The sequence below is a fragment of the Marinobacter sp. JSM 1782161 genome, assembly GCF_011421605.1.
In the GTDB taxonomy this organism is placed as follows: domain Bacteria; phylum Pseudomonadota; class Gammaproteobacteria; order Pseudomonadales; family Oleiphilaceae; genus Marinobacter_A; species Marinobacter_A bohaiensis.
This window is the reverse complement of the sequence record NZ_WSSA01000004.1, coordinates 368771-382574: the sequence shown is the minus strand read 5'-3', so window position 1 is coordinate 382574 and position 13804 is coordinate 368771. Positions and strand designations below refer to the sequence as shown.

Below are 13804 nucleotides of genomic sequence, written 5' to 3'. Positions count from 1 at the left end.
ATCCTGCAAGGATCGCAATTCCCTGTTTCATAAAAGCTCCTTGTTGTCGGGGGTTACGACAGTTTGTTATTCACCTCCGTTGTTGGCAGGCGTTCGCCTGTGAGCAAGATGCGCTCCAGCCCCCGGATTAACCGCCCGTTTCAATCAGTTCGCACCCAGTCACTGCCCCACCAGCGCGAAAGTGAACGCGGCATGTAAAATTCATCGACGCACTAACCCATTGAATTAAAATAAAAATGTGACGCCAGTCACAGCCCCGCCCGAGCCCGCCGAAACCGGGGACCAGACGCCACCCTGGTCGTACGTCGATGGTCCCCTTGGCCGGCGCCAGCGGTTACCGTATCGTTCCGACACCACCCTGTTTCATCCGACCCAAGGACACCGGCGTGAACCCCTCACTGGCCACACTCGACCTGCACCCGCTGCGCGGGGATCTCTATAACGAACTGCACTCGCGCCCGTTCCAGGTGCTGCCCTGTCCGGCACGGGTCACCCAGATTGCGGTGCTGACCACCCCCAACCAGCGCCGGGACCAGTTCCGCCACCTCCAGCACCTGCATCACCTGATGGGTTTCGAGGCGCCGGTGAAGGAAGTGAGCTGTTACGAGAAAGACTTCGGCACCCTGCGCATTCGTCGCGAGGTGCATATGGAGTTCACCACCTACACCTTCGTCAACCTGGCGAACGACGCCAGCGACCCGTTCGAGGCCACCGGCATCAGCCCGTTGCCGGAAGGCTGGCTGGAGCAGCTGGCCGGGCAGGTGGTGGCGGCCTTCCATGTGGACGTGCAGGCGGTGGATCATGGCCCGGACCAGGACCTGCCGTTCGTGCGGCCCTGGTTCGAGGACCTGCGCCTGGTGGGCAGCAGCCCGCAGGAAGGCGCGGCGCGGATCTGGGGCAGCTTCCGCCTGCACAGCGACGGCTTCGGCCGCTTCATGATCCTCAACCGCAGCCTGTCGGACAGTCAGCTGGGCCGCCTGACCCAGCGGGTCATGGAGATCGAGATCTACCGGCTGATGGCGCAGCTGGCCTTGCCGCTGGCGCGGGACATTGCGCCGCGGCTGGCGCACATGGACGAGGAACTGGTGGACATCACCCGTTCCCTGGCGGACAACCACGCCATCGACGAACCGGCCATCCTGGCGCGGCTGACGACCATGGCGGCGCGCATCGAATCCTTCCGCGCCCAGTCCACCTTCCGCTTCTCGGCCACCCGCGCCTATCACCAGCTGGTGCTGGCCCGGCTACAGGCCCTGCGGGAGGACGAGCTGAGTGGCCACCTGACCTTCACCGAGTTCATGACCCGGCGCCTGACGCCGGCGGTGGAAACCTGCGAATCGGTCAGCGAGCGGCTGGAGGACCTGTCCAGACGGGTGGACCGGGCCTCGGACATGATGCGCACCCGGGTGGAGCTGGCGATCCAGAGCCAGAACCAGGAGCTGCTCAGTTCCATGGACCGGCGCTCGAAAATCCAGCTGATGATGCAGCACACGGTGGAAGGCCTGTCGGTGGTGGCGATCAGCTATTACCTGGTGGGCCTGCTCAAGCTGGCCCTGGACTCCGCCCACGACTACGGCCTGCACTTCGACAAGTCACTGGTGCTGGGCGCGGCGATTCCGCTGGTGCTGCTGGCGGTGTTCCTGAGCGTGCGGCGCATCCACGGGCGCTTCCTGAAGATGGCGCGCCGGCAGTAATCGGGGCTCGCCCGGCGACGGCGCTCAGGCCGGATCGACCGCCGCCTCGGCCTGGCCCTTCGTGGAGGGCACCGTCAGCATCAGCAGGAAACCCACCAGCAGGAACACCAGGATGGTGGCCATGCCCCAGCGCTGGCTGCCGGTCAGACCGGTCACCAGCCCCACCAGCAGCGGGCCGGCGAAGGCGGTCGCCTTGCCGGAGAAGGCGAACAGACCGAACATCTGGGTCTGCAGGTGCTCCGGCGCGGCGCGGGCCAGGTGGGAGCGGCTGGCCGACTGCAGCGGGCCGACGAAGATGCCCAGGATCATGCCCCAGACCCAGAAGCCGGTGACGCTCTCCACCAGCAGGATCGCCAGGGCACTGGCCCCCAGCCCCACCAGCGACAGCAACACGGTGTTGCGCCCGCCGATGGTGTCGTCCACCCAGGCGAAGCCCACCGCCCCCAGGCCGGCAGTGACGTTCAGGGCAATGGCGAACATCAGCACCTGGGTCTGGTCCATGCCGAAGGTGCCGGCGGCGTACACACCGCCAAACGTGAACACCGTGGCCAGGCCGTCTGTGTAGAGCATGCGCGCGATCAGAAAGCGCAGGATATGACGGTAGCGACGCACGTGGGCGATGGAATCGGCGATCTGCGCCAGCCCGGCCCGCACCGCCTGACGCGCGGGCAGGCCGGTGGGCGGGCGGTCCGGCGTCAGGAAGAAAATCGGCAGGGAAAACACCAGATACCACATCGCCACCAGCAGGAAGCTGGCGCGCACATGCTCCGCCTGGGCCGTGTCCAGGCCCAGCCAGGCACCTTCCGACTGGATAAAGGCGAACAGCACCACCACCAGACTGAGCACGCCGCCCGCGTAGCCCAGGCCCCAACCCCAGCCGGACCAGCGCCCCACGTGATCGGGCTCGGCCAACTCCGGCAACATGGCGTTATAGAAAATGAAGGCGAATTCCGCACCCAGGATGCCCAGCCCCACCCAGAAGGCCGCCTCCCAGAACTGGTCGGTTTGCGGCGTGATGAACCAGAGCATCCCGGTCGCCGTCACGCACACCAGGGTGAAGGTAATCAGCCAGGGCTTGAGGCGTCCGGACTGGTCGGCAATGGCACCCAGGATCGGCGCCAGGATGGCGATGGCTATCCCGCTGATACCGACGATCTGGCCCCAGGCTTCCGTTCCGGCGACGTCGTCCTGCACCACCGACTGGCTGAAATAACGGGCGAAGACAAAGGTGAGGATGATGGTAAAGAAGGCACTGTTGGCCCAGTCGTAAAAGGCCCACGCCCACAGGGCCCGGTTTCGGCCGTGACTCGGCTGACTGACGGCTGGCATCGCAACTCCCTGGCGGTGCGGTCTTGGAGAATAGCCTGTCGGAGACTAGCACCACCGCCCGATCGCGACCAGTGACCATCCGGTTAATGCCGGCAGTGGACTGGCCGTTTGCCACCGGTCCGCTAAATTTATTCTTGCGGTGGTAGGCCGGCTCCGCACGGCTTCGCAAACCCGGTTGTTTCCCGTAATCGGCAGCGTAACGTCTGCCAATGGCATCAGGAGACCTGCCATGACCAAACTGGCCGACATCGAAGGCATCGGCGCCCACTACGCCGAGAAACTGACCGCCGTGGGCATCGACTCCCAGCAAGGCCTGCTAAAGCAGTGCGGCGACCGCAAAAGCCGCCAGGACGCGGCGGCGCGCACCGGCATCAGCGAGAAGCTCATCCTCAAGTGGGTCAATCGCGCGGACCTGGCGCGCATCAAGGGGATCAGCACCCAGTACGCCGACCTGCTGGAAGTCGCCGGCGTGGACAGCGTACCCGAGCTGGGCCAACGTAAGCCGGACAACCTGCTGGCCCGCATGCAGGATGTGAACGACGAGCGCCAGCTGGTGCGCCAGGTGCCCTCATTGTCGCAGGTGGAGGATTGGGTCACCCAGGCCAAGGTGCTGCCCAAGGCGGTGCATCACTGACCCGCCGCCGATCCGCGTGTGTCGCGCCGGCTGATGTGTTCCAGGGTCTGGCTGCCGTCGTAGGCCAGGCAGCGGCCATAGGTGCCCCAGTCGGGCTCCTCGTTGGGGCTGTCGACGAAGGCGTCCCCCCGTGAGACGTTGGGCGGGTTATCGAAATCCTTGCAGTTGGCCGCCGAATCCACCGCCACCTGGTAGCCGAAGTGGTTGTGCTCGAAGCGGTTGTCGACGAACTCGTTGCCGCGACTGAAGCTGTCCTCCCAGCACAGCACCGGGTTGCGGTCGCGCACCGAGCAGGTCAGGAACACCCCGGCCAGATGGTTGTCGCGGATCAGGTTGCCGGCAAACCGGTTGTTCTCAGCATCCGCCAGATAGAGGCCGTGGGAGCCGTTGTTGGCGATCACGTTGTTGCTGATTTCGCTGCCTTCCAGATATTCCACGGTGATACCGGCGGCGACGTTGTCCTCGATCGTGTTGCCGTGAATCCGGGTGGGCCCGGCGCGGTTGAGGGAAATACCATCCCACTGGGCGCGGCTGACGTGGCTGCCCTCGATGGTGACGTCACGGCTGTGGTACTCGGTGAGCAGGCAGGCACTGCGGCAGTCCTGCACGTTCAGGTTGCGCAGCAGGATGCCTTCGCCCTGGCGCACCACCAGCGCGCTGTTGCTGAGATAGGGCAGGTCCGGCCGGAATTCGTTGGGCGTCTGGCCACCGCCTTCGATGCCCAGTTCTTCCACCGTGACGTTGCGGATCGGTTGTTGCGGCTGCTGGTGGTAGGCGTCTCCCAGAACCAGTACCGGGCTGGACACCCCCTCGGCCATTTGCAGCACCGAGTCGTTGAGGCCGCGACCACGCAGGGTCACGTTATCCCGGGTCAGGGTCACCATATCGGTGAGCTGGAAGGTGCCGTCCGTCAGGCACACGGTCTGCTGGGAGCCGTCGTCGGGCAGACCGTCGAAGGCCGCCTGCAGACTGTCACCGGCACGTACCAATCGGTCGCAGTCGCCTTCCGCGTGGGCACTGGACGCCAGTACCGCGGTCACCAGCAGGGTCGCCAGCAGCGGCTGGATGGTTCGAAGCCGAAAAGCTCGGACAGGATTTGCACGCACGGGGACTGTTCTCCTCCACCTCATGAATGGCGACAGGACATAAACCGAACACGATCAATTTGATACTGTGTCGGATTTGGTGGCGCTCCGCCATTAAGGAATGCTAAGGGAACGCTTGCCCGAACCTATCGCCGGAATAGGCGTAAACACCGGTCGTCACAACGAGGTTCGGCGTCATGGCCGTACCCGCACCACGATGGACGCTGATTAAGGAATAGACATGCTGCCGGATCTGGATGCCGACTGGGCCGGACTCACACCGCAACAGGCCATTGCCCTACAGAAGAAACTGGCGGTGGACGTGGTGACCGAAGATCGCCTGGGCCCGATCAGCACGGTCGCTGGCATCGATGTGGGTTTCGAGGACCAGGGCCGCACCGCCCGGGCCGCCGTGGTGGTGCTGGACCGATGCACCCTGGCGCCGCTCGACTACGCCCTGGCGCGACTGCCCACCCGTTTCCCCTATGTGCCGGGGCTGCTGTCGTTCCGTGAGTGTCCGGTGATCCTCAAGGCGCTCGAACAGCTGTCGCAGTGGCCGGACCTGCTGCTGTGCGATGGCCAGGGCATCGCCCATCCGCGACGCCTGGGCATCGCCAGTCACCTGGGCCTGCTGCTGGACCGCCCCGCCATTGGCGTGGGCAAGAGCCGCCTGCTGGGCACACACGACCCGGTACCCGACACACGCGGCGCCTGGGTACCGCTGGTGGACAAAGGTGACACCATCGGCGCGGTCCTGCGCACCCGCCAGGGCGTGAATCCCCTGTTCGTCTCCCCCGGCCACCGCATTTCCCTGGAAACGTCCATCGACATGGTGATGGCCTGCCTGACCCGCTACCGCCTGCCGGAAACCACGCGCTGGGCCGACGGCCTGGCTTCCAACCGCAGCCCGCGCTGGCGTCTCGCCCTGGAAGCCCTGGAGCGTCCCGGCGCCCGCACCTGATCCGCCCGGCCATGGTGCAATTTCTGAGCAGTTGACCTAGAAACGCCCGCCGCGTCACTCGCCCCAACCCCCAACAAACAGCCAACTACCTGATAGATAAGCATTTAAAATAATGGCACGGGCTATGCTTTATCTCTGGTGACGATTACGCGTACTGATTTCGGCTCAGTACCTCACAGTTTTGCTACAGATGACAGACGATCTGCAGGCATTGGCGCCTGTCCCCGACAACCGGGGGCGGGCGCTTTTTTTTGCCCAAAAGAAAAGACGACATAGGAGAGACGCATGGCGAGCCGTATCCTGACTGCAACCTTTGCCGCGGCACTGGGACTGGGCTCCAGCCTGGCCGCCCACGGCCAAGAGCTGGCCCCCCCGGAAAAACCCGACCTGAAGCTGGGCTTCATCAAGCTGACCGACATGGCGCCGCTGGCGGTAGCGTGGGAGAACGGCTACTTCATGGACGAAGGCCTGTTCGTGGAGCTGGAGGCCCAGGCCAACTGGAAAGTCCTGCTGGACCGGGTCATCACCGGTGAGCTGGACGGTGCCCACATGCTGGCCGGCCAGCCACTGGGCGCGACCATCGGCTACGGCACCCAGGCCAACATCGTCACCGCCTTCAGCATGGACCTGAACGGCAACGGCATCACCGTTTCCAACGATGTCTGGGAGAAGATGAAAGCCAACATCCCGGACAACGGCAACGGCCAGCCGCAGCACCCGATCAGCGCCAGCGCCCTGAAACCGGTAGTCGAAGCGCAGCATGAGACCGGTGAGCCGTTCAAGATGGGCATGGTGTTCCCGGTCTCCACCCACAACTACGAGCTGCGCTACTGGCTGGCCGCCGGCGGCCTGAATCCGGGCTACTACGCGCCCCATAAAGGCGACACCAGCGGCACCCTGCAGGCGGACGTGCAGTTGTCTGTCACCCCGCCGCCGCAGATGCCCTCCACCCTGGAAGCGGGCACCATCCAGGGCTACTGCGTGGGCGAACCCTGGAACCAGCAAGCCGTGTTCAAGGGCATCGGTGTGCCGGTGATCACGGACTACGAGATCTGGCCCAACAACCCGGAGAAAGTGTTCGGCGTCACCGAACAGTGGGCCGAAGAGAACCCCAACACCCACCTGCACCTGCTGCGCGCCCTGATCCGCGCCGCCTACTGGCTGGACGAGAACAACAACGCCAACCGCGAGGAAGCGGTGAAGATGCTGGCCCGTCCCAACTACGTGGGCGCCGACGAGGAAGTGATCGCCAACTCCATGACCGGCACCTTCGAGTATGAAAAAGGCGACGTGCGGGACGTGCCCGACTTCAACGTCTTCTTCCGCTACTACGCCACCTACCCGTACCCGTCCGACGCCATCTGGTACCTGTCGCAGATGCGCCGCTGGGGCCAGATCGCCGAGCCCAAGCCGGATGACTGGTACATGGACATCGCCAAAAAGGTCTACCGCGCGGATATCTACGAGAAAGCCGCCCAGTCGCTGATCGCCGACGGCACGCTTCCTGCCAGCGCTTTCCCCGACATGGACGCGGAAAACTTCACCCGCCCCGACCAGGGCGAGCTGATCGACGGCGTGGCCTTCGACCCGAAAAAGCCCAACGCCTACATCGACAGCTTCGAGATCGGCCTGAAAGGTAACGAGACCCTGTAACCGGGTCCCTGGAGAACCGCTATGAGCACGCTCACCACCTCCAATCCACTGCTGCAGCTGATCCGCCGCCGCTACCCGAACGTGACCGGCCGCGCCCTGCTGCAATCCGTGACCCTGCCGGTGCTGGGCATTGCCCTGTTCCTGATCGCCTGGCAGCTGGTCGCCCCGCAGATCAACACCTCGCTGGGTAACTTCCCCACCCCGGCCAACGTCTGGGAACAGGCGGGGCAGCTCTGGCAGGAACACCAGAACGAGCAGGACCGGGCGGACAAATTCATCGAGATGCAGGAGAAGCGCAACGCCCGCATACTGGCCGACAATCCGGACGCGGAAACCAAAATCCGCCCCTATCCCGGCGCGCCCACATTCTTCGACCAGATCGGCACCAGCCTGGTGACGGTGCTGGCCGGCTTCGCCCTGGCCACGCTGATCGCCGTGCCACTGGGGGTACTGATCGGGCTGAACCGCTACTTCGCGGCGGCGGCCAACCCGATCATTCAGATCTTCAAGCCGGTCTCTCCCCTGGCCTGGCTGCCGCTGGTGACCATGGTGGTCTCGGCCACCTACGTCAGCGACGACCCGATGTTCGAGAAGGCGTTCATTACCTCCATGATCACCGTCACCCTGTGCAGCCTCTGGCCCACGCTGATCAACACCGCCACCGGCGTGGCGCAGGTCAACCCGGACCTGGTCAACGTGTCGCGGGTGCTGCGCCTGCCGTTCTGGACCCACGCCCGCAAGGTGGTGCTGCCGGCGGCGGTGCCGATGATCTTCACCGGCCTGCGGGTGTCCCTGGGCATCGCCTGGATGGTGCTGATCGCCGCCGAGATGCTGGCCCAGAACCCGGGCCTCGGCAAGTTCGTCTGGGACGAGTTCCAGAACGGCAGCAGCGATTCATTGAGCCGCATCATGGTGGCGGTCCTGGCCATCGGCGTGATCGGCTACGGCCTGGACCGGATCATGCTGTTGATCCAGCGCAAAGTGGCCTGGGACGAGTAAGCCGCCGGGGATGAACAGAACCGTCGCCCGGTACGAAAAACGCGCACAGGCGCGAGGAGACAGATCATGAGCAAGGCACATCTTGAACTCACCGGCGTCAGCATGAGCTTCGATACCCCGCAGGGGCCGTTCCAGGCGCTGGACACCGTCAACCTGAAAATCCGCAAGGGCGAGTTCGTCTCGCTGATCGGCCACTCCGGCTGCGGCAAGTCGACGGTACTCAACATCGTCGCCGGCCTGCTGCAAGCCAGCCAGGGCGGCTGCGTGCTGGACGGCCACGAGGTCAACACGCCAGGCCCCGAGCGCGCGGTGGTGTTCCAGCACCACGCCCTGATGCCCTGGCTGACGGTGTACGAAAACGTGGAACTGGCGGTGCGACAGGTGTTCCGCAAGACCATGAACAAGGCCGAACGCCACGACTGGATCGTCCACAACCTGCAACTGGTCAATATGGCCCACGCGGCCGACAAGCGCCCCGGCGAGATCTCCGGCGGCATGGCCCAGCGGGTGGGCATCGCCCGGGCGCTGTCCATGCGCCCCAGCGTGCTGCTGATGGACGAACCCTTCGGCGCCCTCGACGCCCTCACCCGGGCGCACCTGCAGGACGCGCTGATGGAGATCCAGCAGGACCTCAACAGCACAGTGATCATGATCACCCACGACGTGGACGAAGCGGTGCTGCTGTCGGACCGCATCGTCATGATGACCAACGGCCCCGCCGCGACCATCGGCGAGGAGCTGGCCATCGACCTGCCGCGCCCGCGCAACCGGGTCACCCTGGCGGACGATCCACAATACGTGCACTACCGCCAGGCGGTGCTGCGCTTCCTCTACGAGAAGCAGCGCTTCCCGGGCAAGGGTGGGGCGACGGAAACACCGACGGCAGACGCTGTAGAGCCCGCCGAAGATAAGACGGCGGAGACAAAGGGCGGGGAAACCGCCCGCGCACCGGAAAAAGCCGCCGTCGTCACCGAGCCGAACTGATCGCTTTTAGTGCAGTTTTGGCCCCTCACGAACCAGCGCTGGGCAAAACCATCGGAGCGGATATTTTCCGAAAACCTCTAATTATTTGTTTTTGTTAGCAATACCAGCCTGGCACGCTTATCGCTTGATAGAAAACAGGACGACTTGCCCGATCAGGGATTGATCGGACCATCAAACATCGTTGTTGGCACTGACGCCGGACCATCGCGCCTCGCAAGGGGACGATGCTCCGGCTTTTTTTGTTGGGCCGCTGGCCGGCCCGGGGACAGGAACGCATGACCGATCGCAGACTCGTCATCATCGGACACGGTATGGTCGCCCAGCGGCTGCTGGAGCGACTGATGGCCCGCGACGCGCATCCGTATACGCAGATCGACGTGCTCAGCGCCGAAGCGGTGCCGGCCTACAACCGGGTGCTGCTGTCCTCGGTCCTGGCCGGCGACGCCAATCTGGACGGCATTACCCTGCAGCCGCTGGACTGGTTCGCCCGCCACAGCATCCACCTGCACGCGGACACCCCGGTCACCGCCATCGACACCGACCGCCAGACCGTCACCAGCCGCGACGGCGACACCTTCGCCTACGACGATCTGGTGCTGGCCACCGGCGCGCGCCCGGCCTCCCTGAAACTGCCGGGCGAGGAGCTGGACGGCGTGGTCACCTTCCGCGACATCCGCGATACCGAAAAACTGCTGGCCGCCAGTCGCCGGCATCGTCGCGCCGTAGTCATCGGCGGTGGTTTCCTGGGACTGGAAGCCGCCGACGGCCTGAGCCAGCAGGGCATGGCGGTGACCGTCCTGCATCGCAGCCCGTACCTGCTCAACCGCCAGCTCGATCCCACCGCCGGCCAGTTGCTGCAGGACGCCCTGGAACGCCGCGGTATCCACAGCGTCACCGGCCAGAATCCCCGCGCGCTGATCGGCGAGCGCCGGGTGCGCGCCGTGCAACTGGCGGACGAGACCCTGATCAGCACCGACCTGGTGGTGCTGGCCGCCGGCATTCGTCCCAACGCCGAAATCGCCCGGGACGCCGGCATCGACTGCGAGCGCGGCATCGTGGTGGATCACTACCTGCGTACCGGCACCGATAACGTCTACGCCCTGGGCGAATGCTGCCAACTGGGCGAACACACCTTCGGCCTGGTGGAACCCGGCTACCAGCAGGCGGATGTCCTGGCCGGCGTACTCTGCGGCAGCGACGCCGAACGCTTCGAGCCCGGCGCCGTCGCCACGCGCCTGAAAATCAGCGGCATCCCCATTTTCTCATGCGGCCAGGCCCAGCCCGGCCCGGACACCGAATCCGTCATCTGGCAGGACCACGACACCGAGCAGTACTGCCACCTCATGCTCAGGGACAACCGCCTCGCCGGCGCCGTGCTGTTCGGCGATACCCGCGACGGCCCCTGGTTCTTCGACCAACTCCAGCAACAGCGGGACCTGTCGGCGCACCGGCAGCAACTCGCCTTCGGCGCCGCCTACTGCGACGCCTGAGCGGACAGAACGATAGAGAGAGACAGACCATGGCTAAACAGACATTGATCGTGATCGGGAATGGCATGGTGGGCCATCACTTTCTCGAGCAGTTCGCGGACACCCCCGCGGCGGCGGACTACGACGTCCACGTGTTCGGCGAGGAACCGCTGATTGCCTACGACCGGGTCCACCTGTCGGAATACTTCGGCGGCTCCAGCCACGCCGACCTGGCCCTGGGCACCGCCGAGGACTACGCCGCCAAGGGCCTGACGCTGCACCTGGACGAACAGGTCACCGAACTCGACCGGGACAACCGCAAGGTGATCACGCCCAAGGGGGAGTACGAATACGACGCCGTGGTACTGGCCACCGGCTCCTACCCGTTCGTGCCGCCCATCGACGGCCATGATCAGGCGCACTGTCTGGTCTACCGCACCCTGGCCGACCTGGACGCCATCCGCGCCAGCGCCGAGGGCAGGAAGACCGGCGTGGTGGTCGGCGGCGGCCTGCTGGGCCTGGAAGCGGCCAACGCCCTCAAGAGCCTGGGCCTGGAAGCCCACGTGGTGGAATTCGCGCCGCGCCTGATGCCGGTGCAGCTGGACGCCGACGGCGGCGCCCTGCTCAAGCGCAAGATCGAGGAACTGGGCGTGCAGGTGCACACCGAGAAAGCCACCACCGCCATTGTGCCGGGCGAGGAGGCGCGCCTGCGCATGAACTTCTCCGACGACTCGCATCTGGAGACGGACCTGATCGTGTTCTCCGCCGGCATCCGCCCGCAGGACACCCTGGCCCGCTCCAGCGGCCTGGAGATCGGTGAGCGCGGCGGCATCGTCATCGACGACCAGTGCACCACCTCCGACCCGCAGGTGTTCGCCATCGGCGAGTGCGCCCTGTGGGACAACCGCATCTTCGGCCTGGTGGCGCCGGGTTACACCATGGCCCGCACCCTGGCCGCGCGCCTCAACCAGGACGCGGAAGCCGGTTTCAGCGGCGCTGACATGAGCACCAAGCTCAAGCTGCTGGGCGTGGACGTCGGTTCCATCGGCGACGCCCACGGCGCCACCCCGGGCGCCCGCAACATCCGCTTCAACGACGAGCAGGCCGGCACCTACGGCCGGCTGGTGATCAGCGAGGACGGCAAGAAACTGCTGGGCGCGATTCTGGTCGGCGACAACGGCCCCTACGACACCCTGCTGCAGTACGCCCTGAACGGCATCGACCTGCCCAAAAATCCGGAGAGCCTGATCCTGCCGGAATCCGAGGGCTGCGCGCCGGCCCTGGGCCCCGACGCCCTGCCGGAAACCGCGTCCATCTGCTCCTGCCACAACGTCAGCAAGGGCGATATCTGCGGCGCCATCGACGCCGGCTGCACCGACCTGGGCGCGGTCAAGGGCGAGACCAAGGCCAGCACCGGCTGCGGTGGCTGCGCGGCGCTGCTCAAGTCGGTGGTGGACAGCGAGCTGGAAAAACGCGGCGTGGAGGTCAGCAAGGACATCTGCGAGCACTTCCCCTACAGCCGCCAGGAGCTGTTCCACCTGGTCAAGGTCAACGGCATCCGCACCTTCCGCACGCTGATCGAGCAGCATGGCAAAGGCCACGGCTGCGACATCTGCAAGCCGGCGGTGGCGTCGATCCTGGCCACCTGCTGGAACGAGCACATCATGGCGTCCGAGCACGTGCCGCTGCAGGACACCAACGACACCTTCATGGCCAACATGCAGAAGAACGGCACCTACTCCATCGTGCCGCGCATCCCCGGCGGCGAGATCACCCCGGAGAAGCTGATCGTGCTGGGGGAAGTGGCCAAGGAGTATGACCTCTACACCAAGATCACCGGCGGCCAGCGGGTCGACCTGTTCGGTGCCACGTTGAGCGAGCTGCCGGAGATCTGGGAAAAGCTGATCGCCGCCGGCTTCGAGACCGGCCACGCCTACGGCAAGTCGGTGCGCACGGTGAAATCCTGCGTCGGCAGCACCTGGTGCCGCTACGGCGTGCAGGACAGCGTGGGCATGGCGATCCAACTGGAGGAGCGCTACAAGGGCCTGCGCTCGCCGCACAAGCTCAAGTTCGCCGTGTCCGGCTGCACCCGGGAGTGCGCCGAGGCCCAGAGCAAGGACATCGGCGTGATCGCCACCGAGAACGGCTGGAACCTCTACGTCTGCGGCAACGGCGGCATGCGCCCGCGCCACGCCGACCTGTTCGCCACCGACCTGTCCGACGAAGAGCTGATCAGCACCATCGACCGGGTCCTGATGTTCTACGTGCGCACAGCGGATCGCCTGCAGCGCACCAGCGTCTGGCTGGAAAACCTGGAAGGCGGCCTGGACTACCTCAAGGAGGTCATCCTGGAAGACAGCCTGGGGCTGGGCGAAGAACTCGAAGCCCACATGCAGGACATCATCGGCACCTACCAGTGCGAGTGGAAGAGCGCCGTGGAGGACCCCGAGAAGCGCAAGCGCTTCCGCGAGTTCGTCAACGCCCCGGACAAGAAAGACCCGGTGCAGCACTGGACCACCGAGCGCGACCAGCGCCGTCCGGCCAACGAAATCAAGGTAGAGATGGTCTAATGCCTATCGGCCCCCTACCCCATCAAGCATGCGAGGAAAACCATCATGTCTGAGACACAATGGATGCACGTCGGCGAGCGCGGGGACCTGATCCCCGAATCCGGCATCGCCGTGTGGACCCCGGACGGCCCGGTGGCCGTGTTCTACCTGCCGGGTGCAGAACCGGAACTCTACGCCATCGGCCACTACTGCCCGCTGGGCCAGGCCAACGTGCTGGCCCGGGGCATCGTCGGCGATCTCAAGGGTGAGCTGGTGGTGGCGTCGCCGCTGTACAAGCAGCATTACAGCCTGACCAGCGGCCGGTGCCAGGAGGAGGAATCGGTGTCCGTGCCCACCTACGGCGTGCGGCTGAACGGCGACGCCCTGGAACTGGCCGTACCGGTCACCGCCAGGGAAGGCTGCGCCGCCTGAGGCGGTTGGCCCTTT

The 13804-nt window shown here is 65.4% G+C and carries 11 protein-coding genes; 9 read left to right on the top strand and 2 right to left on the bottom strand.

Going from position 1 to position 13804, the window contains the following annotated elements; all coding sequences use genetic code 11:
* Positions 1–386 precede the first annotated feature (386 nt).
* Entirely contained in the window at positions 387–1694 is a 1308-nt protein-coding gene (locus tag GQB00_RS18175) for a DUF3422 family protein (protein ID WP_111497071.1), read from the top strand.
* A gap of 24 nt (positions 1695–1718) precedes the next feature.
* Here GQB00_RS18175 and GQB00_RS18170 read toward each other — a convergent pair whose 3' ends face one another.
* The gene (locus GQB00_RS18170) at positions 1719–3023 is read right to left on the bottom strand and encodes an MFS transporter (RefSeq protein ID WP_165857334.1); all 1305 of its coding nucleotides are present in this window, start codon (positions 3021–3023) and stop codon (positions 1719–1721) included.
* 229 nt (positions 3024–3252) lie between these two features.
* Here GQB00_RS18170 and GQB00_RS18165 point away from each other — a divergent pair, with 229 nt between their 5' ends.
* A complete protein-coding gene (locus GQB00_RS18165) occupies positions 3253–3657 on the top strand; it encodes a DUF4332 domain-containing protein (RefSeq protein WP_111497073.1) in 405 nt (134 codons plus the stop codon).
* On the opposite strand, the gene GQB00_RS18160 is transcribed toward GQB00_RS18165, so the two are convergent.
* Positions 3651–4763 (bottom strand): right-handed parallel beta-helix repeat-containing protein, encoded by a 1113-nt coding sequence (locus tag GQB00_RS18160; protein ID WP_207950855.1) that lies wholly within the window; start codon positions 4761–4763, stop codon positions 3651–3653. The genes GQB00_RS18165 and GQB00_RS18160 overlap by 7 nt on opposite strands.
* Positions 4764–4986: 223 nt before the next feature.
* On the opposite strand from GQB00_RS18160, the gene nfi reads away from it, so the two are divergent.
* From nfi to nirD, 7 genes are all read left to right on the top strand, one after another.
* A complete protein-coding gene (gene nfi, locus GQB00_RS18155; RefSeq protein ID WP_416234170.1) occupies positions 4987–5703 on the top strand; it encodes a deoxyribonuclease V in 717 nt (238 codons plus the stop codon).
* 285 nt (positions 5704–5988) lie between these two features.
* Positions 5989–7356, top strand: coding sequence for a CmpA/NrtA family ABC transporter substrate-binding protein (locus GQB00_RS18150; protein ID WP_165857331.1), 1368 nt, complete (start codon positions 5989–5991; stop codon positions 7354–7356).
* Between the two features lie 21 nt (positions 7357–7377).
* Complete coding sequence (locus tag GQB00_RS18145) at positions 7378–8355, top strand: ABC transporter permease (protein WP_165857330.1); 978 nt, start codon at positions 7378–7380, stop codon at positions 8353–8355.
* A gap of 66 nt (positions 8356–8421) precedes the next feature.
* Positions 8422–9339: an ABC transporter ATP-binding protein gene (locus GQB00_RS18140; protein WP_416234167.1), complete on the top strand. Its 918-nt coding sequence runs from the start codon at positions 8422–8424 to the stop codon at positions 9337–9339.
* A gap of 275 nt (positions 9340–9614) precedes the next feature.
* Entirely contained in the window at positions 9615–10829 is a 1215-nt protein-coding gene (locus GQB00_RS18135) for an NAD(P)/FAD-dependent oxidoreductase (RefSeq protein ID WP_165857329.1), read from the top strand.
* Between the two features lie 29 nt (positions 10830–10858).
* Positions 10859–13378: a nitrite reductase large subunit NirB gene (gene nirB / locus GQB00_RS18130; RefSeq protein ID WP_165857328.1), complete on the top strand. Its 2520-nt coding sequence runs from the start codon at positions 10859–10861 to the stop codon at positions 13376–13378.
* A gap of 45 nt (positions 13379–13423) precedes the next feature.
* Complete coding sequence (gene nirD / locus GQB00_RS18125) at positions 13424–13789, top strand: nitrite reductase small subunit NirD (RefSeq protein WP_165857327.1); 366 nt, start codon at positions 13424–13426, stop codon at positions 13787–13789.
* The last annotated feature ends 15 nt before the right edge of the window (positions 13790–13804 follow it).